Origin of the sequence: Pseudomonas sp. Irchel s3a18, assembly GCF_900187535.1 — a bacterium.
Lineage (GTDB): Bacteria > Pseudomonadota > Gammaproteobacteria > Pseudomonadales > Pseudomonadaceae > Aquipseudomonas.
Map to the genome: position 1 here is coordinate 44,743 of NZ_FYDV01000015.1, position 20,778 is coordinate 65,520.

General features: G+C 62.6%; 23 protein-coding genes. 12 read left to right on the forward strand and 11 right to left on the reverse strand.

Annotated features, from left to right (window positions below; all coding sequences use genetic code 11):
* The first annotated feature begins 117 nt into the window (after positions 1 to 117).
* Together CKW29_RS19315 and CKW29_RS19320 are read left to right on the forward strand one after the other, a co-directional pair.
* The gene (locus CKW29_RS19315; RefSeq protein ID WP_095145347.1) at positions 118 to 1,233 is read left to right on the forward strand and encodes a DUF3182 family protein; all 1,116 of its coding nucleotides are present in this window, start codon (positions 118 to 120) and stop codon (positions 1,231 to 1,233) included.
* On the forward strand, positions 1,217 to 1,975 hold the full coding sequence (locus CKW29_RS19320) for a S9 family peptidase (RefSeq protein WP_095145348.1): 759 nt from the start codon (positions 1,217 to 1,219) through the stop codon (positions 1,973 to 1,975). The genes CKW29_RS19315 and CKW29_RS19320 overlap by 17 nt, the downstream gene beginning before the upstream one ends.
* 36 nt (positions 1,976 to 2,011) lie before the next feature.
* Here the strand turns inward: CKW29_RS19320 and CKW29_RS19325 are convergent, their stop codons facing one another.
* From CKW29_RS19325 to CKW29_RS19335, 3 genes are read right to left on the reverse strand one after another with little or no spacing between them, the layout of a single operon-like run.
* Positions 2,012 to 2,983 (reverse strand): lysylphosphatidylglycerol synthase domain-containing protein, encoded by a 972-nt coding sequence (locus CKW29_RS19325; RefSeq protein ID WP_095148936.1) that lies wholly within the window; start codon positions 2,981 to 2,983, stop codon positions 2,012 to 2,014.
* Entirely contained in the window at positions 2,970 to 4,277 is a 1,308-nt protein-coding gene (gene clsB, locus CKW29_RS19330; protein ID WP_095145350.1) for a cardiolipin synthase ClsB, read from the reverse strand. The genes CKW29_RS19325 and clsB overlap by 14 nt, the downstream gene beginning before the upstream one ends.
* The gene (locus CKW29_RS19335) at positions 4,274 to 5,086 is read right to left on the reverse strand and encodes an endonuclease/exonuclease/phosphatase family protein (RefSeq protein ID WP_095145351.1); all 813 of its coding nucleotides are present in this window, start codon (positions 5,084 to 5,086) and stop codon (positions 4,274 to 4,276) included. Before CKW29_RS19335 ends, clsB begins: the two co-directional genes overlap by 4 nt.
* A gap of 204 nt (positions 5,087 to 5,290) precedes the next feature.
* Between CKW29_RS19335 and CKW29_RS19340 the strand changes: the two genes are divergently transcribed.
* The 3 genes from CKW29_RS19340 (at position 5,291) to CKW29_RS19350 (ending at position 9,420) form a co-directional block, all read left to right on the forward strand.
* Complete coding sequence (locus CKW29_RS19340; protein WP_095145352.1) at positions 5,291 to 7,429, forward strand: mechanosensitive ion channel family protein; 2,139 nt, start codon at positions 5,291 to 5,293, stop codon at positions 7,427 to 7,429.
* Positions 7,430 to 7,613: 184 nt separating this feature from the next.
* The gene (locus CKW29_RS19345; RefSeq protein WP_095145353.1) at positions 7,614 to 8,498 is read left to right on the forward strand and encodes a sugar nucleotide-binding protein; all 885 of its coding nucleotides are present in this window, start codon (positions 7,614 to 7,616) and stop codon (positions 8,496 to 8,498) included.
* Complete coding sequence (locus tag CKW29_RS19350) at positions 8,491 to 9,420, forward strand: NAD-dependent epimerase/dehydratase family protein (protein ID WP_095148937.1); 930 nt, start codon at positions 8,491 to 8,493, stop codon at positions 9,418 to 9,420. The genes CKW29_RS19345 and CKW29_RS19350 overlap by 8 nt, the downstream gene beginning before the upstream one ends.
* A gap of 85 nt (positions 9,421 to 9,505) precedes the next feature.
* On the opposite strand, the gene CKW29_RS19355 is transcribed toward CKW29_RS19350, so the two are convergent.
* From CKW29_RS19355 to CKW29_RS19375, 5 genes are all read right to left on the reverse strand, one after another.
* Positions 9,506 to 10,204 carry an OmpW family protein gene (locus CKW29_RS19355; RefSeq protein ID WP_095148938.1) on the reverse strand — a complete coding sequence of 233 codons (699 nt, stop codon included), beginning with the start codon at positions 10,202 to 10,204 and terminating at the stop codon, positions 9,506 to 9,508.
* 178 nt (positions 10,205 to 10,382) lie between these two features.
* Entirely contained in the window at positions 10,383 to 10,901 is a 519-nt protein-coding gene (locus CKW29_RS19360) for a DUF3299 domain-containing protein (RefSeq protein WP_095148944.1), read from the reverse strand.
* An 11-nt stretch (positions 10,902 to 10,912) separates the two neighbouring features.
* Entirely contained in the window at positions 10,913 to 12,178 is a 1,266-nt protein-coding gene (locus CKW29_RS19365; protein ID WP_095148939.1) for an ABC transporter permease, read from the reverse strand.
* 1 nt (position 12,179) lies between these two features.
* Positions 12,180 to 12,890 carry an ABC transporter ATP-binding protein gene (locus CKW29_RS19370; protein ID WP_095145357.1) on the reverse strand — a complete coding sequence of 237 codons (711 nt, stop codon included), beginning with the start codon at positions 12,888 to 12,890 and terminating at the stop codon, positions 12,180 to 12,182.
* Positions 12,891 to 12,937: 47 nt separating this feature from the next.
* Entirely contained in the window at positions 12,938 to 13,546 is a 609-nt protein-coding gene (locus tag CKW29_RS19375; protein ID WP_095148940.1) for a DUF2796 domain-containing protein, read from the reverse strand.
* A 128-nt stretch (positions 13,547 to 13,674) separates the two neighbouring features.
* Between CKW29_RS19375 and CKW29_RS19380 the strand changes: the two genes are divergently transcribed.
* The gene (locus tag CKW29_RS19380) at positions 13,675 to 14,034 is read left to right on the forward strand and encodes a hypothetical protein (protein WP_095145359.1); all 360 of its coding nucleotides are present in this window, start codon (positions 13,675 to 13,677) and stop codon (positions 14,032 to 14,034) included.
* Here the strand turns inward: CKW29_RS19380 and trxA are convergent.
* The 3 genes from trxA to CKW29_RS19395 all read right to left on the reverse strand — a co-directional run bounded on the left by trxA (position 14,031) and on the right by CKW29_RS19395 (position 16,145).
* Entirely contained in the window at positions 14,031 to 14,903 is an 873-nt protein-coding gene (gene trxA / locus CKW29_RS19385) for a thioredoxin (RefSeq protein ID WP_095145360.1), read from the reverse strand. The two genes, CKW29_RS19380 and trxA, sit on opposite strands and share 4 nt — an antisense overlap.
* Before the next feature lie 124 nt (positions 14,904 to 15,027).
* Complete coding sequence (locus CKW29_RS19390; protein WP_095145361.1) at positions 15,028 to 15,684, reverse strand: methyltransferase; 657 nt, start codon at positions 15,682 to 15,684, stop codon at positions 15,028 to 15,030.
* Positions 15,681 to 16,145, reverse strand: a complete 465-nt coding sequence (locus tag CKW29_RS19395) for a YbaY family lipoprotein (protein ID WP_095145362.1) — start codon at positions 16,143 to 16,145, stop codon at positions 15,681 to 15,683. Before CKW29_RS19395 ends, CKW29_RS19390 begins: the two co-directional genes overlap by 4 nt.
* A 128-nt stretch (positions 16,146 to 16,273) precedes the next feature.
* Between CKW29_RS19395 and nrdR the strand changes: the two genes are divergently transcribed.
* The 6 genes from nrdR (at position 16,274) to nusB (ending at position 20,766) form a co-directional block, all read left to right on the forward strand.
* A complete protein-coding gene (gene nrdR, locus CKW29_RS19400; protein ID WP_166590477.1) occupies positions 16,274 to 16,738 on the forward strand; it encodes a transcriptional regulator NrdR in 465 nt (154 codons plus the stop codon).
* Positions 16,735 to 17,868 carry a bifunctional diaminohydroxyphosphoribosylaminopyrimidine deaminase/5-amino-6-(5-phosphoribosylamino)uracil reductase RibD gene (gene ribD / locus CKW29_RS19405; protein WP_095145363.1) on the forward strand — a complete coding sequence of 378 codons (1,134 nt, stop codon included), beginning with the start codon at positions 16,735 to 16,737 and terminating at the stop codon, positions 17,866 to 17,868. The genes nrdR and ribD overlap by 4 nt, the downstream gene beginning before the upstream one ends.
* Before the next feature lie 44 nt (positions 17,869 to 17,912).
* Positions 17,913 to 18,578, forward strand: coding sequence for a riboflavin synthase (locus CKW29_RS19410; protein WP_095145364.1), 666 nt, complete (start codon positions 17,913 to 17,915; stop codon positions 18,576 to 18,578).
* 31 nt (positions 18,579 to 18,609) lie between these two features.
* On the forward strand, positions 18,610 to 19,701 hold the full coding sequence (gene ribBA / locus CKW29_RS19415) for a bifunctional 3,4-dihydroxy-2-butanone-4-phosphate synthase/GTP cyclohydrolase II (protein WP_095080500.1): 1,092 nt from the start codon (positions 18,610 to 18,612) through the stop codon (positions 19,699 to 19,701).
* 91 nt (positions 19,702 to 19,792) lie between these two features.
* Positions 19,793 to 20,269, forward strand: a complete 477-nt coding sequence (ribE, locus tag CKW29_RS19420; RefSeq protein ID WP_003228649.1) for a 6,7-dimethyl-8-ribityllumazine synthase — start codon at positions 19,793 to 19,795, stop codon at positions 20,267 to 20,269.
* Positions 20,266 to 20,766, forward strand: a complete 501-nt coding sequence (nusB, locus tag CKW29_RS19425) for a transcription antitermination factor NusB (RefSeq protein WP_095145365.1) — start codon at positions 20,266 to 20,268, stop codon at positions 20,764 to 20,766. The genes ribE and nusB overlap by 4 nt, the downstream gene beginning before the upstream one ends.
* Positions 20,767 to 20,778 lie beyond the last annotated feature (12 nt).

Here is a 20,778-nt window from a genome sequence, read left to right on the forward strand (position 1 = left end):
CAGCCACTACTGTTGTAACAGCGGGTGGAGGTTGCCCGTGTCGGGCTGTCGGTGGGGTTGGCCTGATCCCTGCTCCCCTTCAGCGACATTCATCGAGCGCATATGGCAGGGGGACGCATGACCCCGACAAATCGCAAAAAGCTGGTGGTTGCCCACTCGACCCGAGCCGAGGCGCCGCTTCACGAAGTCGAGACCAACCGTGCGCTGGCCCAATGGCTGGCGCAGATTCTCGGCTGGCCGTACGGCGGCAGCTTTGACCCGGACCTGCATGGCGGGCGCGACCTCTACCTGCTGCCCAGCCAGACCCTGGTCGGCGCTGCCGAGGCCCGGCAACTGGGGGTCAAGGGGCCGGAGGATCTGTGGGGCGGCTACGTTGACCATGCTTTCATCTGCACCAAGGCGATTGTTCACGGTTTATTGAACCGGGATGCGCTGGCGCCTGAAGGCTGGGTCGCGCTGTTCCCCGAGCGGGTGCGCAAGGTGGTGCTCGAGGGCATCAGCGTGTTTTCGCTGGCGGACGCGCGGCTGGCGGCCGAGCAGTTGCTCGAGCACGGTCCGATCCGCCTGAAGCCGATTCATGCCTGCGCCGGACGTGGCCAAGAGGTGATCCGCAACCTCGACTTCTTCAGAAAGATCCTCACCCGTCCCGATACCGACGCGTTGTTCGCCGCCGGGGTGGTGCTGGAACAGGAGCTGAAAAACGTCGTGACCCACAGCGTGGGCCAGAGCTTCATCGGCGACAGGGTCCTGAGCTATTGCGGCCAGCAGCACCTGACCGAGGACGGGCAGGGCGAGAAGGTCTATGGCGGTTCGGACTTGCTGGTGGTGCAGGGCTACTACGACGACCTGCTCAAATTACCGCTGGCCGATGACGTACGTCTGGCGATTGAGCAGGCGCAGGTGTTCGACAGCGCGGCGGACGAGTCCTACCCCGGGTTCTATGCCTCACGCCGCAACTACGATATTGCCCAGGGGCTGGACGCCCATGGCCAGAAGCGTAGCGGCGTACTCGAGCAGTCCTGGCGCGTGGGCGGTGCCAGCAGTGCGGAGGTGGCGGCCTTGCAGAGCTTCGTCAATCACCCGGCGGTGGACGCGGTCTGCGTGTCGGCGGTGGAAACCTACAGTGACCGCCCCTTGCCCGCAGGCGCCATCGAGGTCTATCGCGGCCCGGCAGCAAACAGTGAATGCCTGCTCAAGTACGTAACGGTCAAACCCTATGACGGCCAAAAGTGAAACCATTGACATCGAGATCGACGGCGAATGCATGAGCGCGACCTTCCTCACCCCCAAATCCAGGGTGCCTGGCGTGTTGTTCGTGCATGGCTGGGGCGGTAGCCAGGAGCGGGACCTGGAGCGGGCCAAGGGCATCGCCGGCCTTGGCTGCGTGTGCCTGACCTTCGACCTGCGCGGGCACACCGGTGGCACGGGCATTCCCCTGTCCCGTGTCACCCGTGAAGACAACCTCAGGGATTTGCTGGCGGCCTATGACCGCTTGCTCGCACACCCGGCCATCGATACCTCGGCGGTGGCGGTGGTGGGGACCAGTTATGGCGGCTACCTGGCGGCCATCCTCAGCACGTTGCGTCCGGTGCGTTGGCTGGCGTTGCGAGTCCCGGCGCTGTACCGCGACGAGCGGTGGGACGCCCCCAAGCGCGACCTCGACAAACAGGATCTGCTGGATTACCGCAGCCGACTGGTGCCCGCCGACAGCAATCGAGCGTTGCATGCCTGCTCGCAATTTACCGGCGATGTGCTGCTGGTGGAGTCGCAAAGTGATGAGCATGTGCCTCACGCGACGTTGATGAGTTATCGCACGGCGTTTCAGCATACCCATTCCATGACTCACCGGATCATCGATGGCGCCGATCACGCCCTGAGCGAGCCGGTGGGGCAGCAGGCCTATACGTCGATCCTGGTCGGCTGGATCACTGAAATGGTGGTGGGTGAGCGTCTGAGCATTATTCAGTCGAGCTGAAGGCTGAACTGTTTGCAGCGAGGAGGGTGATCGGGTTCAGTCAGGTTTTTTCGCGATGCGCAGCGCCCTGGCCCGGGCTTCGATCAGCAGGTACATGGCCACGGCGATTAGCAGTGGCAGGATAAAATAGATCGCCCGATAAGCAATCAGCCCGGCAATCAGGCTGCCGCGCGAGGCCTGGTGTTGCAGCAGCGCGACGAACACCGCCTCAAGCACGCCGAGCCCGGCGGGAATGTGGGTAATGACCCCGGCGATGGCGCTGATCAGCAAGACCCCGAGTACCAACGGGTAGTCGAGCTTGCCGGGCAACAGGGTGAAGATCACTGCCGCCATCAACGACCAGTTCAGCGCACCCAATGCCAGTTGCAGTAATGCCATGCGCGCAGAGGGCAGGTTGATTTCCACACCGCGAACCACCCACCCGCGACGCCCGGAAAACCGACAGGCTGCCAGATACCCCGTACTCACCAACAGCAACAGGACTCCTACGGCTTGCAGCGCGGCGCTGCTGAGTGTCCAGCCCGGCGGCATGCGCACCAGGCCGCTGCTGAAGATCGCACCGGCCACGGCCATGTAGCCAAGCCAGTTTGTGGTCAGGCTCAATCCCAGGATTCTGGCGATATTGCCTTTGCTCACGCCCAGCCGCGAATACAAGCGATAGCGCATGGCGACGCCCCCGACCCAGGCGCTGAGGTTGAGGTTGAAGGCGTAGCTGATGACGCCCACGGGCAGGACTTGCCGCCAGCTCAGGCGTTGGCGGATGTAGGTGCGGCCGATCAGGTCGAAGCAGGCGTAGGTCAGGAAGCTCAGCACAGTGAACATCGAGGCGATGATCAGCGTGCGCACTTTGAACGCGGCCAGGGTGTCGAACACTTCGTTCCAGTCGATGCGTTGGGCGAGCAGTGTGAACAGCACGATCAGCAGTAAAAAGAACAGCGCGGTGAGGGGGTTCTTCACGCGATGCCAGCGCGAGTGCCACTGTCCGGCATGGGACTCAGGGCGGTTCATGGGGTTCACCGGCGGGCTGGGTGGGCGCTGTGAATGGCTGCAGGCGGGCTTTGTGCGCCGGTAGCCAGCCGGCCCAGGCAGGAAAATGGCGCAGGCAGTGAAAGACCAGGAAGCCGATGGTCATGCGCCACAGCAACCCGCGGGGTGACGGGTTGACGGGCATGACGGTGCAATGCTCGTGGCTCAGTTGATCCAGGCGCTCGAACAGTTCGCGATTAAACGCCCGGTCGCGAATCAGCACATTGGCTTCAAGGTTCAGCGACAGGCTCAAGGGGTCGAGGTTGCTGGAGCCGACGGTGCTCCAGTCTTCGTCCACCAGGGCCACTTTGCCGTGCAGCGGGCGGTCGCAGTATTCGTAGATCGCCACCCCGGATTTTTGCAGGTAGTCATAGGTCAGGCGCGCCGCGAGTTTGGCCACCCGCATGTCTGGCTGGCCTTGCAGAATCAGGCGCACCTCGACACCACGGCGGGCGGCGTTGCGAATCTCGCGCAGCAGGTGATAGCCCGGAAAGAAGTAGGCGTTGGCGATCAGCACACGGCGCTGGGCACTGCGTAGCGCCTGCAAGTACGCGTCTTCGATGTCCCGCGGGTGATCGCGGTTATCGCGGTAAACCAATCGCACCTGGCCACCGTGATCGTTGAGCGCCAATTCCGTACGCTGGCGCTTGCGGCGCCGCCAGCCATAGCGGGCCCTGGCACGGCGCCCGTTTTGCACCAGCACAAAGTGATGGATATCCACCACCGCCGGTCCTTCGATCAGGACGGCGTAATCCTGTTTGGCTTCGGGGCCGAAGTCGGCCAGGTGATCGGCGCTGAAGTTGATCCCGCCGATAAACGCGATGGCGCCATCCACCACCACGATCTTGCGGTGCAGGCGACGGAACCAGTTGGTGCGAATGCCCAGGCGTCGCGGTGCCGGGTCGAACAGTTGCAACTGAACCCCGGCATCGCACATCGCCAGCAGGAATTCACTGGCCACTTCACCGCAGCCAAAGCCGTCCAGGCTGACGGTGACCCGCACACCCCGCTGCGCGGCCTCGATCAGAATCTGCTGCAATTCGTTGCCGACTTTGTCCTCGAACAGGATGAAGGTCTCCAGCAGGATTTCGTGCTTGGCCTGACGCAATGCCTCGAACACCTTGGGGAAGTAGGCCTCGCCGTTTTCCAGCAATTCGACGCGGTTACTGCCGTGCCAGCCATAATCGAGGTCACACAGAGCAGGGTCGCTGAGGGCCGGGCCCGGTGTCCCGGTGGTGGGCCTGAGCCCTGTTTTTTCCAGGGGGGCGCTGCTCATGGCTCGATCTCCACCGACAGCGGGACGTGATCGGAAAGGTGTGACCAGGGGCGCGCGGCCAGTACCTGCGGGCGATGAGCCTTGAGATTGCGCACGTAGATGCGGTCCAGGCGCAGCATTGGCAGCCGTGCCGGGAAACTGCGCGCCGGTTTGCCGTGGTGTTCGGCAAACACTTCGCGCAGTCCCCAGGGTTTGAGCAGGGTGTCGGCGCGCTGGCGCCAATCGTTGAAGTCGCCGGCGACAATCACTTTCGCCTCCGCCGGCAAGCCGTCCAGACGCTGGATCAGCAGTGCGAGCTGTTGAGTCCGATGGCTTTCACGCAGGCCCAGGTGCACACAGATGGCATGCACGTACTGGCTGTCACCCGGCAGGCACAGCACGCAATGCAGCAGGCCTCGGCCCTCGTGGCCACTGATGGATATGTCGAGGTTGTCATGGCCAATGATCTGGAATTTCGACAGCAGGGCGTTGCCGTGGTCACCTTCCGGATACACCGCGTTACGCCCGTAGGCAAACTGCGGCCACAGGCTGTCGGCCAGGAACTCGTACTGGGGCATGCTCGGCCAGCGGCTGTAGCGCCGGGAATGGAGCTCGTGGGTGCCATGGACCTCCTGCAAAAACACCACGTCGGCGGACACACTGTGCACCGCGTCGCGCAATTCAGGCAGGATGAAGCGCCGGTTCAGTGCGGCGAAGCCCTTGTGGGTATTGACCGTCAGCACAGTGAAACGGCGCACGCTGGCGGGGCGTTCGATCAGTCCGTCCGGTTGACACGCGTACTCACCGTTTCCACAGTCAAACGCCGCCATGTGTCCTCCCGCCGAATAGTCTTCGAGCTGCCCCTGTTTGTTGATGACCGCCGGGTCATCAAGAAAGTTTCGATGGGGCTACGGACGGTATAGGGAGGGAAATGCGCGGGTGTCAGAGCGCCGATGGGCATCTACGCTTGTAGCAACCGCTCAAGGCTGCGATCTTCTGTGTTCACCACTCATCGTCAATAGGAGCGCCGCGTTTTGGCTCATCTCAAGACTGCGATCTGGCTCGCGTTACTGCTGTGCATCGCCAGCCCCCAATGGTCGGAGGCGGCACTGCCCGGGCTGGCGGCCGTGAAGGGGACCGCGACAACCGCGGCACCCGAACCGATCGTGCAGGGCGGTCTGCTCGGGGCAATCAGTAACAGCATCGATGACGCACAGGAAAAACTCGATCTCAATGAGCACCTGGTCGAAGCCTGGCGCGAGCGGGCGGACCGGGCAGTCGATGAGGTGGACCAGTTGGTCAACGAGCCGTCGCCTCGTTCGAGCTGGCGCGTGACTGGCGACTTCGTGTTGTTGACCTGTGTGTGGATCGGTCTTTTTGCGCTGCTGCGACTGCTGGGGGGCATGCTGGCCAAGCGCCTTGCAACGTCACGCATATTGCGTGCCCGCGAACGCGGCCGGGCGTTGCTCGACTACTTGCTGGGCTACACCTTGCCGGCCGCGGTCAGCCTGCCCGTGACGCTCTATATCAGCCTGCTTCTGCAAGCCTCGGCCGGTCGGGCGCTGGCACTGTGCCTGGCCTACGCCACCAGTGCCGGCCTGTTCGCGGCTTCGCTGCTGTTGTCGCTGGTGGTGCTGTTCAACGTCGGGCACAAACGGAGTGCGGTGCGGATCGTTCGCCAGCACTGCCCAAGACCGTTGTTCCTGATGGGGTTTCTGGTTGCCCTCAGCGACGCCTTGACCAGCCCGCAGATCGCCCACCGCCTGGGCGACAACCTCACCAGCAGTATCGCGGTGTTTACCGGGGTGTCGGCGTCGATCATTTTCGGCCTGCTGGTGATTCGCTTGCGCCGGCCAGTCGGCCAGATGATCCGGATTCTGCCACTGGCCCAGCGGACCAGTCAGCCGGCATTGCGCGAGACATTGCGGGTCTTTTCCGGCGTCTGGTACTGGCCGATTCTGTTGATGGTGCTGGTCTCGGTGATCAACCTGATCGGCATTGGCGACGACAACCAGAAGGTGCTGCGCTGCGCGTTGTTCACCACCATCCTGCTGATTGCCACCGTGTTCATCAGCACCATGCTGCAACACATGTTCAAGTCCTCCGGTGCGCTGGCGGCGCAGCGCAGCAGTGCCTATAAAGAGCGTTTTCTCACTCTGTCCCACGCCTTGCTGCGGATCCTCATGGCGATTGCCTTCATCGACATCCTGGGGCGGATCTGGGGTGTGTCGTTGTTCGAGTTCGCGGTCAGCAATGCCGTTGGCCGGGCGATCAGCGACTCCCTGAGCCGCATCGGCTTGATCTTCCTGATCACCTGGCTGGTGTGGGTAGTGCTGGACACGGCCATCCATGAGGCGCTCAAGCCCCCGGTCAACAAGCGCAATGCCCGCCAGCCCAGCACCCGGATCAAAACCATCCTGCCGCTGCTGCGCAACGCGATCAAAATCATCCTGGTGGTGATCTGCGCGATCACCACCATGGCCAACCTGGGGATCAACGTCGCTCCCTTCCTGGCGGGTGCCGGGGTGGTGGGGCTGGCAATTGGTTTCGGCTCGCAGCAGTTGGTGCAGGACGTGATCACCGGGTTGTTCATCATCGTCGAAGACACCCTGTCGATTGGCGATTGGGTGGTGCTCGACTCGGGCCATGCCGGCACGGTGGAAGGGTTGACCATCCGCACTCTGCGTCTGCGTGACGGCAAGGGGTTCGTGCACTCGGTACCATTCGGGCAGATCAAGGCCGTCACCAACCAGTCGCGGCAGTTCGCCTTTGCGTATTTCTCGGTGCAATTCACCTATGACACCGACGTCGACAAGGCCATCTTGTTGATCCGCGAGGCGGGCCGCTCGATCAGCGAAGACCCGTTCCTCAAGTACAACCTGCAGGGGCCGCTGGAGGTCTTCGGTGTCGACAAGATGGACCTCAACGGCATTGTCCTGACGGCGCAGTTCCGTACCGTATCGGGTGGGCAGTATGCGGTGAACAGGGCGTTCAACCTGCGCTTGAAAAAGCTTGTGGATAACAGTCCGTGGGTGCATTTCGCGCAAACTTATCCACAGCAGGTGCTGTTGCATGAGCGACACTTGGACAAACCCGAGGACAAGCATGACGAAGACGCTGGCGCCAAGGACAGTCCGGGGGTGGTGCTGCCTCAGCCGACACGCAACCTGTAACCCCCTTTGCCTCAACACATTCATTGGCCAGAGGGTGGGCGTGTAACGGGGCGATCTACACTTTACGGGTGACGGTTGCGCTTTAAACCCGCAAAATGCAAGGATTCTGGCAATTCTCAACGACAACGCCCGTGGGTGCTGTCGACACAACCATCGTTCCAAACAGACTGGGCCTGCTGACTCTATGCGAATGCGCCTTATGTTACTGGGTGGCGGAAATGCCCTTGGGCAGGCGCTGATTCGCCTCGGTGCGGAGGAAGACATCGGTTTCCTCGCGCCCCGTCCACCCCAAGACGGCTGGGACGCCGCGAGCCTGACACAACTGCTCGACGACACGCGCCCTGACGCGCTGATCAACCTCGCCTACTACTTCGACTGGTTCCAGGCCGAAACCGTGGCCGAGGCGCGCCTGGCGGCACAGGAAAGAGCGGTCGAACGGCTGGCCGAACTGTGCCAGCACCACAACATCGTGTTGCTACAGCCCTCCAGCTATCGCGTATTCGATGGCTCGAGGGCAACGGCCTACAGCGAAAAAGACGAGCCCGTCCCTCTGGGGCTGCGTGGCCAGGCCTTGTGGCGTATCGAGCAAAGCGTGCGCGCCACTTGCCCGCAACACGTGATGTTACGCTTTGGCTGGTTGCTCGATGACAGTATCGAGGGCTCCCTTGGGCGTTTCCTGGCGCGTGCCGAACTGACCGAAGAGTTGCTGTTGGCTGATGACCGGCGTGGCAACCCGACACCGGTGGATGACGCCGCGCGGGTGATCATTTCGGTGCTCAAGCAACTCGATTGCGCGGCGCCGCTGTGGGGCACTTACCACTACGCCGGGCACGAGGCGACCACGCCGTTGGCGCTGGGCCAGGCGATCCTCGCCGAAGCCCGCAACCTGCACCCGCTGGCCATCGAAGCACCGACCGCCCAGGCTCACGCCGCGCGCCCGGATGCCGCCGAAGAACCGCAGCACGCGGTTCTGGCCTGCAAGAAAATTCTGCACACCTTCGGGATCAAGCCTCGCGCCTGGCGCGCAGCCCTCCCGGCCTTACTGGATAGGTTTTATCGTCATGGTTGATAGTCCTGTTTTGATCACCGGCGGCGCCGGTTTCATTGGTTCGCACCTCACCGATGCCTTGCTCGCCAAGGGCTATTCGGTGCGTATCCTCGATGACCTGTCCACCGGCAAGCGCAGCAACCTGGCGCTGGATAACCCACGGGTCGAGCTCATCGAAGGCGATGTGGCTGACGCCGCGCTGGTGGCCAGGGCGATGGTCGGTTGCCGTGCGGTGGTGCACCTGGCCGCCGTGGCCTCGGTGCAGGCGTCGGTGGACGATCCGGTGCGTACGCACCAGAGCAACTTCATCGGCACCTTGAACGTCTGTGAAGCCATGCGTCAGGCGAGCGTCAAGCGCGTGCTGTTCGCCTCGAGCGCGGCGGTCTATGGCAACAACGGTGAAGGTGAGTCGATCGACGAAGACACTGCCAAGGCACCGCTCACGCCCTACGCTTCGGATAAGCTGGCGAGTGAGTATTACCTCGACTTCTACCGTCGTCAGCACGGGCTGGAACCGGCCATTTTCCGTTTCTTCAACATCTTTGGCCCGCGCCAGGACCCCTCGTCGCCGTACTCCGGGGTGATCAGCATTTTCAGCGAGCGTGCGCAAAAAGGCCTGCCGATCACCGTGTTCGGTGATGGTGAGCAGACGCGCGATTTCGTCTATGTCGAAGACCTGGTGGACGTGCTGGTGCAGGCCATCGAGGCGCCGGCACTGGAAGTGGGTGCGGTCAATGTCGGCTGGAACCAGGCGACGACCCTCAAGCAAATGCTCCAGGCCTTGAAAGAGGTGGTCGGTGAGTTGCCACCGATCACCTATGCACCGGCCCGCGCCGGTGACATCCGTCATTCCCGTGCCAATAACCAGCGGCTGTTGCAGCGTTTCAGCTCCCCCGAGCAGACGCCGATGAGTGTCGGGCTGGCCCGGTTGTTGGGGCGCTGAGGGCGGTTCAACGGACAAAAGAAGGCGCCCCTCGGGGCGCCTTCTTTGTGTGTCGCAGATCGCTTTTTGTGGTGAGGTGTCCGGCTTAGAACTTGTAGCCAAGGCCCACCATGTAGACCCATGGGTCCACATCGATATCCACCTTGGCACGGGTGCCCGCGGCGAGAGCGTCGTTGTTCACGTAGCCGGTGGTATCGATGTCGATGTAGCGTACCTGGCCGTTGATCATGATGCGGTCGGTCAGCATGTAGTCGGCACCGACCTGCCATGCCAGGCCCCAGGAGCTGTCCGCGCGGAAGTTGTCGAAACCTTTGGCGCTGGCCTCGCTGCCCACGTGTTCGTCGTAGACCCAGGTGTAGTTGATGCCGGCACCCACATAAGGTTGGAAGACCGACTTGTGGTCCAGTGGGTAGTACACCAGGCTCAGGGTGGGTGGCAGTTGCTTGATGGTGCCGAGTTTGCCGTTGACTGCTCCAAGCGCGGTGTTCTTGAGCTTGACGTCATGCTCGAACGGGGTGGCTGCCAGCAGTTCGATCGCCAGGTTATTGGTGATCATGTACGCGAAGTTCAGACCCAGCTGAGTGTCGCTGCTCAAGGTTGCCTTGCCACCCAAGTCGGCACCCGCCAGCGGGCCTTGATCGACCTTGACGCTGGAACTGTCAGCGTCCGGGTTCACGGTGATGGCACCGGCGCGCAGGATGATGTCGCCGGCTTCAAAGGCCTGGGCGAACGGGGTTGCAAGCGCGAATGCAAGGAGGGAAGCGCTAAGCAATGACTTGTGCATGGGGGCTCCAAGGGACAATTTAAATTCTATGTCCCATTTTATGGAGCGCTCCAGCAGGGGTTTTGACACAGCTCAATGAAAGCGTGATGGCGCATTAAGATCGTTGCAACTGCACGCGGTCATTGTAGACGCTGGTTTGAGCGCGGGTGTCAGGTCAGGCCATAAGCATCTACCGGACTCACTCCGGCAATTCGTACAGGTAAATCTTGTCCGCTTCCATCTGATACCCGGCATCCGCCAACTCGCTGGTGGATGCCTTGACCTGCATCGCGCCTTCAATCCAGTACGGCTGGTACAACTCTTCGAGCTTCACGCCGACTTCGCTTCTGACATGAACGATCTGGTTCGACGGCGGTGGTGGAACATGGATGCAGGCGCCGAAGTAGGGCACCAACAGAAACTCGGTGGTGCGGCCTGCCTCGCTGACCTCCAGTGGCACGATGTACCCCGGCAGCCGGATGTGCTGACCGTCCAGGCTTTGCACCACCGGGGCATTGGGCATGTCCTGCCTGGCGGCTGGCGCCGACTCGGCCGACAGCGCCTCGCTGATCTGCGACAGGTCGTGCAGCGGTTTCATGTTCGGCACTTCGACCGGCGCGTCCGGCGGGATCATTTGCGACCAGGTCAGGTCCTTGGGCTCGGCCGCCCACAGCGGCAGCGCGACCAGCATCAACAGCGCAAGCAAGGCGCGGGGCATCTTCAACATCCTCATAAACGGATCGACAGGCCATCGGCCAGGGATTGGCGATAGGCGCGCCAGGCCGGCACGCTGCCCATCAGCAGGGCGGCGAGCAGGATGCCACCGAGCAACGTCCATTCATACTCGCTTGGCCAGGCCAGCGGCAGGTACAAGCCGTAGTTGGACTGGACATACCCCTGGGCCACGGCGATCCCCAGGTACAGCAGGCCCAGCCCCGCGACCACCCCGGACACGGCCAGGGCAAAGGCTTCCAGCACCAGTAATGTCGCGATATGCCAGGGCCGGGCACCGACCGAACGCAGGATCGCCATTTCCCGGCGGCGCTCGTTGAGGCTGGTGAGAATTGCCGTGAGCATGCCGATCAATCCGGTCAGCACCACGAACAGCGATACCACGAACAGGGCTTTCTCGGCGGTGCCCATCAGGCTCCAGAGTTCCTGTAAGGCCACGCCCGGGAGGATCGCCTGCATCGGCTCACCACGGAATTCGTTGATCTCGCGTTGCAGGGCGAACGTCGCGATCTTGTTGTTCAGGCCGAGCATGAACGCGGTGATGGCTTGCGGCGTGAGGTCCATGTTGCGCGCCTGGTCGGTGCTGACACGACCATCGCCCCGGGCCGGTACGCCGTTGTGCCAGTCGACATGGATTGCTTCCATGCCTCCTAGGCTGATGTGCAGGGTGCGATCGACCGGCGTACCGGTGCGTTTCAGGATACCGACCACGGTGAAGGGCTTGTCGTCGTGCTTGACCAGGCTGATCGCCGCCACACCGTGAGCCAGTACCAGTTTTTCACCGAGTGTGTAGTGCAGCGCCTCAGCCACTTCGGCACCCAGCACCACTTCGAACGGGTCCGTGGCAAAGGCCCGGCCGCTGGCCAGTTGCAGGTTTTGCTGGCGCCCGTATTGATAGTGCTGGAAGTAGGCGTCGGTAGTGCCCATCACCCGGTAGCCGCGATGGGAGTCTCCCAGGGACATCGGGATCGCCCATTTCACTTTCGGGTTATTGGCAAAGTGCTCGAAGCTGTCCCAGCGGATGTTGTTGGTGGCGTTGCCGATGCGAAACACCGAGTACAGCAGCAGGTTCACCGAGCCGGAGCGTGCGCCGACAATCAGGTCGGTGCCGCTGATGGTACTGGCAAAGCTGGCGCGGGCTTCGGTGCGCACACGCTCCACGGCCAACAGCAGGCACACGGACAGGGCGATGGCGAGTGCCGTGAGGATTGCGGTGAAGCGGCGGTTAGCCAGGCTGGCCATGGCCAGACGAAACAAATACATCTCAGACCTCTGCGGGCGTGGTGGCGCGGTTGAGTTCGGCCAGCGACAGGTGGCGATCGAACAGCGGTGCCAGGCTCTGGTCGTGGCTGACAAACAACAGGCTGGAGCCGGCCTCGCGACACTCGGCAAACAGCAGGCGGATGAAGGCTTCGCGAGCGTCGTAGTCGAGGGCCGAGGTCGGTTCGTCGGCGATCACCAGTTCCGGTTGACCGATCAGCGCGCGGGCCGCGGCGACCCGTTGTTGCTGGCCGATGGACAGTGAGTCGGCGCGACGGCTGAGGATGTTTTCGTCCTTGAGGCCCAGGTGCGCCAGCAAGGTCGCGGCGGCGCTGTCGACACTGCCATGGCGCTGGATCGCGCGGCGGGCGCGCAGTGTGGAAAAGTGGCACGGCAGCTCGACGTTCTCGCGTACAGACAGAAACGGCAGCAGGTTGAACTGCTGGAAGATGTAGCCGGTATGGTCGACCCGAAAGCGATCGCGGGCACCGGCCGAAAGTTCGGTCAGCTCCTGGCCAAGCAGGCGCAGGCTGCCGCGATCGGGTTTCTGCACGCCGCCGAGCAAGCCCAGCAGGGTGGTTTTGCCACTGCCGCTGGGGCCCTTGAGGAACAGCGTTTCGCCGGGTTCCAGGCGAAACGCCGGGATGTCCAGCAAGGGCGGGTGACCGGGCCAGCTGAAACCCAGGTCCGACAGTTCGATGAGTGCTTGGGTCATGTGGAGCCGGTCCGGTTGGAGGTGAGCCCTGTGGGAGTGGGCGGCACTCAGAATTTCAGCGCAGTGGCGTTGGCGGTGACTTCAGCCCCTTGCTGGGCGCTCGGGCTGATGAGTTGTACCTGAATTTTCCGGGTGGCGGGGAAGGTCTTGAATACATTCGCCAGATCCAGTGTCTTCAGTGCGCCCGGGGCGGCGCAGGTGAACTGGTAATGCGCGTGGATTTCGCTGTGATCAGGGTGATGTTCTTTAGACGCAGCCCCTTTGCCATCGGTGGCGTGGTCATCGTCGTCGTGCTCATCGGCGTGGGGCGTGTCACCGAACAGCGGGCTTTCCAGTGCCTGCTGGCTGACCACGCAACGGGCGGCCTCGGGCAGGCTGAACAGGGCCAGCGGTTGCTCAAGCCGGGCGCGGACCGCCGCGACCTTGGCCTTGTCTTCTGCGCTGCTGGCCGCATGCTCGAAGCCCACCAGGTTCATCGCCGGGCTTTCCAGTTCCAGCTCCAGGGTCTGGCCATCGAGGACCGCGTTCAAGCGCCCGACGCCATGTTCGTGAGCGCCGAGGCTGGCATGTTCATGGTCGTGATCGTGAACCTCGGCCGCCTGAGCGACAGCCAGCGGCAGCAGAGCAAACGGCAAAGCGAGGAGCAGGCGGCGCATGGGGAGTCTCCGGAAGATGAATATTTTGTTATGTGATCTTATAACAATATTGGCGAGAGTTTGACGGCATGCTTGGCGTTGCGCAAGACGCGTGGGAGCATGTTTCTCATAAACAGGAGGAAAGCCCAATGTTGCGCATACGGGGAAGCATCGGCGACTGGCCGGTGGATTTGACGCTGGAACTCGATGACAGCGATTGGGCGAAACTGGGCGCACAGCTGCAGGTCAGCCGAACCGATGGCGTCGGGCCGGTGGCCGGTACGCCGGTCAAGCCGGTGAATCAGGACGATTCGTTGTGGCAGCTTGCCAGGGAGTTGCTGCGCACGTCAGGGCAACTGACGGGGCCGGATCTGCTTGAGCAACTGGAGGGTTTGACCGGCAGCGCGGTGGCCGGCAAACGCTTGCTGGTGCGTTTGCGCCACAGTGCCGAGGTCAAGGTGCTGAGCGGCGGGGATACGCCGCTCTATCGTTGGATCGGTCAGGCTTAATACAGTGCGGCGAACAACTTGCGGCGGTAGGTGGTCACCAGCGGGTGATCGTTGCCCAGCAGTTCGAACACTTGCAACAAGGTCTTGTGCGGCAAACCTTCGCTGTAGCTGCGATTGCGGATAAACAGCTTGAGCAGGGAGTCCAGTGCCGGGTCGTATTGCTGGCGGGCCAGTTGCTGGATCGCCAGTTGGTAGATCGCCTCATCGTCCTGCGGATTTTGCGCCAGGCGCGATTTCAGGTCGGCGACATCCGGCAGGTCCGCGGTCTGGCCGAGGAACTGGATTTGCGCCTTGGCGCCTGCCAGCGCGGCTTTATGCTCATCGGTCTTGACGGCATCCAGCACGATCCGGGCTTCGCCAAGCTCACCGCGCTCTGTCAGGCAGCGGGCATAGAGAATCAGGGCGAGAGCGTTACTGTTGTCTTCCGTCAGCAGCCCTTTGAGCGTGGCTTCAGCCTCGGCGAAACGACCTTCATCGAACAGCGCCTGAGCCTGTTCGAGCGGGGCGGCGGCGGGCGGTGGTGGCATCTGCACATGGGGCTCGAGCAGGGCGCGCACCGCGGATTCAGGTTGCGCACCGGCAAAACCATCCACCGGCTGACCATCCTTGAACAACACCACGGTCGGCAGGCTGCGAATGCCGAAGCGGGCAACGATATCTTGCTCGACGTCGCAATTGACCTTGGCCAGCAGCAACTCGCCCTGATAGCTCTCGGCGATGGTTTGCAGCATCGGCATCAGCGCTTTGCAGGGCGCACACCATTCGGCCCAGAAATCCACCAGCACCGGCTTGTGGAACGAGTTCTCGATCACCGACTGGTCGAAATCGGCGGTAGTGGCGTCGAAGATGTACGGCGTTTCCTGACTCATGGGGTCTCTCGAAAAACGTGGATGAGACAACTATACGGCTTGGCGGGGGCTGGCTGATAGCGGGAGCGCTGATCATTCCCACGTCCCCGCGTGGGAACACCGCGCGGAGCGGTCCGCGTCCCTTTCAACGGCGAGTGGCGTGGTACAGGCTCACATGCCGAAACTCTTCGGGCTCGGCCAGATCCGGCAAGGTCATGGCTTCAAGCATCTCAAGCCGTTGATACAGGGGATGACGAAAGTCCCGAACCCGCGAATCCGCCACCAGGGCTTCACGGCCACGGCTGAGAAACTCATCGAGCAGCGGCAGGTTGGCGCGGTCATACAAGACGTCGGCCACCAGGATCAGATCAAAGCGATCAGCCTCGGCGAAGAAGTCCGTCGAGTAGCCGAGTTCGACCTCATTGAGTTCGGCATTCGCCCGGCAAGCGGCAATCGCCAGCGGATCCAGGTCGCAGGCCACCACTTCCAGGGCTCCGGCCTTGACGGCAGCAATCCCGGCAATCCCGGAGCCGGCTCCAAAATCCAGTACGCGCTTGCCGGCGACCCACTGCGGACGCTCGGCCAGGTAACGGGCCATCGCCAGGCCGCTGGCCCAGCAGAAGCTCCAGTACGGCGGCTCATGCAGGATGCGCCGGGTTTCTTCCGGGCTGAAGGCGCGATCCATGTTGTCGCCATCGATCAGCCAGAGCTTCAGTTCGGTGGCGGGCAGCGGGCAGGGCACCAGCCGCGCGTCGCCGAGCAGTTCACTTAATGCCCGTTGCAGGTCGAGCGGTGCATTCATGGCGCTTTGACGAGCTGCAACTGGCCCAGTGCCTGGGTGGTCGGTTGAAAGATGCGTTGCGCTGGCAGATGCAGGATCAACTGCCCGGACTGGCTGGCGCGACCACGCAATTCGACACGCGCACCGGCGGGAAAGACGTCCGGGTTGAAGCGCAGATGAAACGGCAGCGCCTGGCTGGTACCGATCAGGTTGGCACTGGCGAGCAATTGCTGGGGGCGTGAGCGCTCGTCGATCACCAACAGCGCCAGTTCAACCTCGGCACCGGCCGGAACGCCCAGCAAGGCGCCGCTCAGTTCGCGTTGATACGCGGGCAGGGGACCCTGGTCGGCCGAAGCCCTGGCCTTCTTCTCGGCCATCTGTGGCGCGGGGCCGGGAGCAGGCTCGGAAGGTTTTGGCGCATCACTGCTACAGGCCGCCAGCAGGCTGACGAAACTGAGTAAAACAAGCGGACGTAGCGGCATTTGCGGCTCCAGCAAGGTCAAATCCGTGGTTCAGGTAATATAGTCCGTCTGTATACCGTAAACCCTATGGCTTGTCTTGCCACCGGGATGCGCTACCATGGCCCTCCCTTTTTTTGTTGCCTGCCACCATGCACTGTCCCTTCTGCGGTGCCAACGACACCAAGGTCATCGACTCGCGACTAGTCGCCGAGGGCGAACAGGTGCGCCGCCGGCGTGAATGCCTGGCCTGCGGCGAGCGTTTCACCACGTTCGAGACGGCTGAACTGGTGTTGCCGCGCCTGATTAAAACCGACGGCAGCCGTCAGCCGTTCGACGAAGAAAAACTGCGCGCCGGCATGCAGCGCGCCCTGGAAAAACGTCCGGTGAGCGTCGAACGCCTGGAGTCCTCGCTGGCGCACATCAAGCACAAGCTGCGGGCAACCGGTGAGCGTGAGGTCAAGTCGCTGGTAGTCGGTGAGCTGGTGATGGCCGAGCTGCAAAAGCTCGACGAAGTCGCCTACATTCGTTTCGCCTCGGTGTATCGCCGCTTCCAGGACCTCAACGAGTTCCGCGAAGAGATCGATCGCCTGGCCCGTGAGCCGGTCAAGCCATGATGATTTCTACCGAACAGGCGGTCCTTGACGCCCATTACATGGCGCGTGCCCTGGAACTGGCGCGCAACGGCCACTACACCACCCATCCCAACCCGCGGGTGGGCTGTGTGATCGTGCGTGACGGGCAGATTGTCGGCGAAGGCTGGCACGTGCGCACCGGCGAACCCCACGCCGAAGTTCATGCCTTGCGCGCTGCCGGCGAGAATGCCCGTGGTGCCACCGCCTACGTGACGTTGGAGCCCTGCAGCCATCACGGCCGCACCCCGCCGTGTGCCGATGCATTGGTCAATGCCGGGCTGGCACGGGTAGTGGCGGCCATGCAGGACCCGAACCCGGCAGTCGCCGGTCGCGGCCTGCAGCGCCTGGAACAGGCCGGTATCACCACACAAAGCGGTGTGCTTGAAGGCGAGGCGCGCAAACTCAATGAAGGTTTCCTCAAGCGCATGGAGCATGGCTTGCCCTTCGTGCGGGTCAAGCTGGCCATGAGCCTGGATGGTCGAACCGCCATGGCCAGTGGCGAAAGCCAATGGATCACCGGTCCCGCTGCCCGTTCCGCGGTGCAGCGCCTGCGAGCGCAGGCCAGTGTGGTGCTGACCGGCGCCGATACGGTGCTGGCCGATGATGCGCGGTTGACCGTGCGTGCCGATGAGCTGGGCCTGGATGCCGAGCACACCGCCCTGGCCATGAGCCGTCCACCGTTGCGTGTGCTGATCGATGGCCGCCTGCGGGTGCCGCTTGACGCACCGTTCTTCAAGGCCGGTCCGGCACTGGTCGCCACCTGTGTCGCGGTGGAAGAACAGTACGCCAATGGCCCGGAGTGCCTGATCGTGCCGGGCGACGATGGTCAGGTCGACCTGCGCAAGCTGCTGGTCGAGCTGGCGGTCCGAGGTGTCAACGAGGTGCTGGTTGAAGCCGGCCCGCGCCTGGCCGGGGCGTTTGCCCAGCAAGGTCTGGTGGACGAGTACCAGATTTTCATCGCCGGAAAGTTCCTGGGCTCTTCGGCGCGGCCTCTGCTTGACTGGCCGCTCGCGCAAATGAAGGATGCGCCGGAGCTCAAAATCACCGAAATTCGCGCGGTTGGCGATGACTGGCGGGTCACTGCCATTCCTGTGCCAGCAGCGAGCGTATAATTCCCGGCTGCGGCCAAGAAGGTTTTGTTCTCGAGGAGGGCTTCATGTTTACCGGCATCATCGAATCCATCGGCAGCATCCGTGCAATGACCCCCAAAGGCGGGGATGTGCGGGTACATGTAGAAACCGGCAAGCTCGACCTGAGCGACGTCAAACTGGGCGACAGCATCGCGGTCAACGGCGTGTGCCTGACGGCGGTTGAACTGCCTGGTAACGGCTTTGCGGCGGACGTCAGTCGCGAAACCCTCGACTGCACCGCCATGAACGACCTCAAGAGCGGCAGCCCGGTCAACCTGGAAAAAGCCCTGACCCCGACCACCCGCCTCGGTGGACACCTGGTCAGCGGTCACGTCGACGGTGTCGGCGAAGTGGTGACCCGTACCGATAACGCCCGCGCTGTGGAATTTCGCATCCGCGCGCCGAAAGAACTGGCCAAGTACATCGCCCATAAAGGCTCGATCACCGTCGACGGCACCAGCCTGACGGTGAACGCGGTCGATGGCGCCGAGTTCCTGCTGACGATCATTCCGCACACCCTGAGCGAAACCATCATGGCGTCTTACCAGCCAGGCCGCCGGGTGAATCTGGAAGTGGACTTGCTGGCCCGTTACCTGGAGCGCCTGCTGTTGGGCGACAAGGCTGCAGAGCCAACGGCTGGCAGCACCATTACCGAAAGCTTTCTGGCCCAAAACGGCTACCTCAAATCCTGAAGCTCAAATTTCGAAAGAAGGGGGGTGCCTTGTGGCGCTCAATAGCATCGAAGAACTGGTTGAAGACATCCGCCAAGGCAAGATGGTCATCCTCATGGATGACGAAGACCGCGAGAACGAAGGCGACCTGATCATGGCCGCCGAGTGCTGCCAGCCAGAACACATCAACTTCATGGCCAAGCACGCCCGTGGCCTGATCTGCATGCCGATGAGCCGCGAGCGCTGCGAGCTGCTCAAGCTGCCATTGATGGCACCGCGTAATGGTTCCGGCTTTGGCACCAAGTTCACCGTGTCCATCGAAGCGGCCACCGGCGTCACCACCGGGATCTCCGCGGCCGACCGTGCGCGTACCGTGCAAGCTGCTGCTGCCCGTGATGCCAAGGCCGAAGACATTGTCAGCCCTGGCCACATCTTCCCGCTGATGGCCCAGGCCGGCGGTACCCTGGCCCGCGCCGGCCACACCGAAGCCGCGTGCGATCTGGCGCGCATGGCCGGTTTCGAGCCGAGCGGGGTGATCTGCGAGGTGATGAACGACGACGGCACCATGTCCCGCCGCGCCGAACTGGAAGCCTTTGCGGCGGAACACAACATCAAGATCGGCACCATTGCCGACCTGATTCACTACCGGATGATCCACGAACGTACCGTTCAGCGGATTGCCGAGCAGCCACTGGACAGCGAACTGGGCCAATTCAACCTGGTGACCTATCGTGATTCGGTGGAAGGCGACGTGCACATGGCACTGACCCTGGGCACCGTTTGCGCCGAGGAACCGACCCTGGTCCGGGTGCATAACATGGACCCGCTGCGCGACTTGCTGATGGTCAAGCAACCGGGGCGCTGGAGCCTGCGCGCCGCCATGGCCGCGGTGGCCGAGGCTGGCAGCGGCGTGGTGCTGTTGCTGGGGCACCCGCTCGATGGCGATGTATTGCTGGCGCATATTCGCGAAACGGCCGACCACGCCGCCGTGAAAAAACCGACCACCTACAGCATCGTCGGGGCCGGTTCGCAGATCCTGCGTGACCTGGGCGTGCGCAAAATGCGCCTGATGAGTGCGCCAATGAAATTTAATGCGATATCCGGTTTCGACCTGGAAGTTGTAGAATACGTGCCCTCCGAATAAAGGCCGGTGTTTTTTCACCCCTTGTTCGCGGTTCAAATATCACTGAGGGGCGCGTACTGAACGCGTCCCGGCTCTTTAAGAGATTTGTCGAATGACCCTGAAGACCATCGAAGGTACCTTCATCGCCCCCAAAGGCCGCTACGCTTTGGTTGTTGGCCGCTTCAACAGCTTTGTGGTTGAAAGCCTGGTAAGCGGTGCTGTTGATGCCCTGGTTCGCCATGGCGTGAGCGAAAGCGACATCACCATCATCCGTGCCCCTGGCGCCTTCGAAATCCCGCTGGTTGCGCAGAAAGTCGCTCAGAAGGGCGAGTTCGCGGCAATCATCGCCCTGGGCGCGGTCATTCGTGGCGGTACTCCGCACTTCGAATACGTGGCGGGCGAGTGCACCAAGGGCCTGGCCCAGGTGTCCATGGAGTTCGGCGTACCGGTTGCCTTTGGCGTCCTGACCGTTGATTCCATCGAGCAAGCCATCGAACGTTCCGGCACCAAGGCGGGCAACAAAGGCGCTGAAGCTGCCTTGTCCGCCCTGGAAATGGTCAGCCTGCTGGCGCAGTTGGAGGCCAAGTGATTAGCGACGAAAGCGATCGTTTCAACCCGCGCGATCCAAAGCCTGCGGATGCTGGTAAACCATCGAAAAGCGCCAAGCGCCGCGAAGCCCGTCAGCTCGCGACTCAGGCGCTGTATCAGTGGCACATGGCCAAGCAGTCGCTGAACGAGATCGAAGCGCAGTTCCGGGTCGATAACGATTTCAGCGATGTCGATGGCGCGTACTTCCGCGAAATCCTGCACGGGGTTCCGCAGTTCAAGACCGAAATCGACACCGCGCTCAAACCTTGCCTGGACTTGACCATCGAAGAGCTGGACCCGGTCGAGCTGGCGGTTCTGCGCCTGTCCACCTGGGAGCTGCTCAAGCGCGTCGACGTGCCTTACCGCGTAGTGATCAACGAAGGCATCGAGCTGGCTAAAGTCTTTGGTTCCACCGACGGCCACAAGTTCGTCAACGGTGTCCTCGACAAACTGGCCCCGCGCCTGCGTGAAGCTGAAGTGAAGGCGTTCAAGCGCTGATTCGCGCTGCAG

Bases quoted from the DNA above. Each gene is read 5' to 3' on its own strand.
- CKW29_RS19315 (WP_095145347.1), top strand. From the start codon at position 118: ATGACCCCGACAAATCGCAAAAAGCTGGTGGTTGCCCACTCGACCCGA.
- CKW29_RS19320 (WP_095145348.1), top strand. From the start codon at position 1,217: ATGACGGCCAAAAGTGAAACCATTGACATCGAGATCGACGGCGAATGC.
- CKW29_RS19325 (WP_095148936.1), bottom strand. From the start codon at position 2,983: ATGAACCGCCCTGAGTCCCATGCCGGACAGTGGCACTCGCGCTGGCAT.
- clsB (WP_095145350.1), bottom strand. From the start codon at position 4,277: ATGAGCAGCGCCCCCCTGGAAAAAACAGGGCTCAGGCCCACCACCGGG.
- CKW29_RS19335 (WP_095145351.1), bottom strand. From the start codon at position 5,086: ATGGCGGCGTTTGACTGTGGAAACGGTGAGTACGCGTGTCAACCGGAC.
- CKW29_RS19345 (WP_095145353.1), top strand. From the start codon at position 7,614: ATGCGAATGCGCCTTATGTTACTGGGTGGCGGAAATGCCCTTGGGCAG.
- CKW29_RS19350 (WP_095148937.1), top strand. From the start codon at position 8,491: ATGGTTGATAGTCCTGTTTTGATCACCGGCGGCGCCGGTTTCATTGGT.
- CKW29_RS19355 (WP_095148938.1), bottom strand. From the start codon at position 10,204: ATGCACAAGTCATTGCTTAGCGCTTCCCTCCTTGCATTCGCGCTTGCA.
- CKW29_RS19360 (WP_095148944.1), bottom strand. From the start codon at position 10,901: ATGCCCCGCGCCTTGCTTGCGCTGTTGATGCTGGTCGCGCTGCCGCTG.
- CKW29_RS19365 (WP_095148939.1), bottom strand. From the start codon at position 12,178: ATGTATTTGTTTCGTCTGGCCATGGCCAGCCTGGCTAACCGCCGCTTC.
- CKW29_RS19370 (WP_095145357.1), bottom strand. From the start codon at position 12,890: ATGACCCAAGCACTCATCGAACTGTCGGACCTGGGTTTCAGCTGGCCC.
- CKW29_RS19375 (WP_095148940.1), bottom strand. From the start codon at position 13,546: ATGCGCCGCCTGCTCCTCGCTTTGCCGTTTGCTCTGCTGCCGCTGGCT.
- CKW29_RS19380 (WP_095145359.1), top strand. From the start codon at position 13,675: ATGTTGCGCATACGGGGAAGCATCGGCGACTGGCCGGTGGATTTGACG.
- trxA (WP_095145360.1), bottom strand. From the start codon at position 14,903: ATGAGTCAGGAAACGCCGTACATCTTCGACGCCACTACCGCCGATTTC.
- CKW29_RS19390 (WP_095145361.1), bottom strand. From the start codon at position 15,684: ATGAATGCACCGCTCGACCTGCAACGGGCATTAAGTGAACTGCTCGGC.
- CKW29_RS19395 (WP_095145362.1), bottom strand. From the start codon at position 16,145: ATGCCGCTACGTCCGCTTGTTTTACTCAGTTTCGTCAGCCTGCTGGCG.
- nrdR (WP_166590477.1), top strand. From the start codon at position 16,274: ATGCACTGTCCCTTCTGCGGTGCCAACGACACCAAGGTCATCGACTCG.
- ribD (WP_095145363.1), top strand. From the start codon at position 16,735: ATGATGATTTCTACCGAACAGGCGGTCCTTGACGCCCATTACATGGCG.
- CKW29_RS19410 (WP_095145364.1), top strand. From the start codon at position 17,913: ATGTTTACCGGCATCATCGAATCCATCGGCAGCATCCGTGCAATGACC.
- ribE (WP_003228649.1), top strand. From the start codon at position 19,793: ATGACCCTGAAGACCATCGAAGGTACCTTCATCGCCCCCAAAGGCCGC.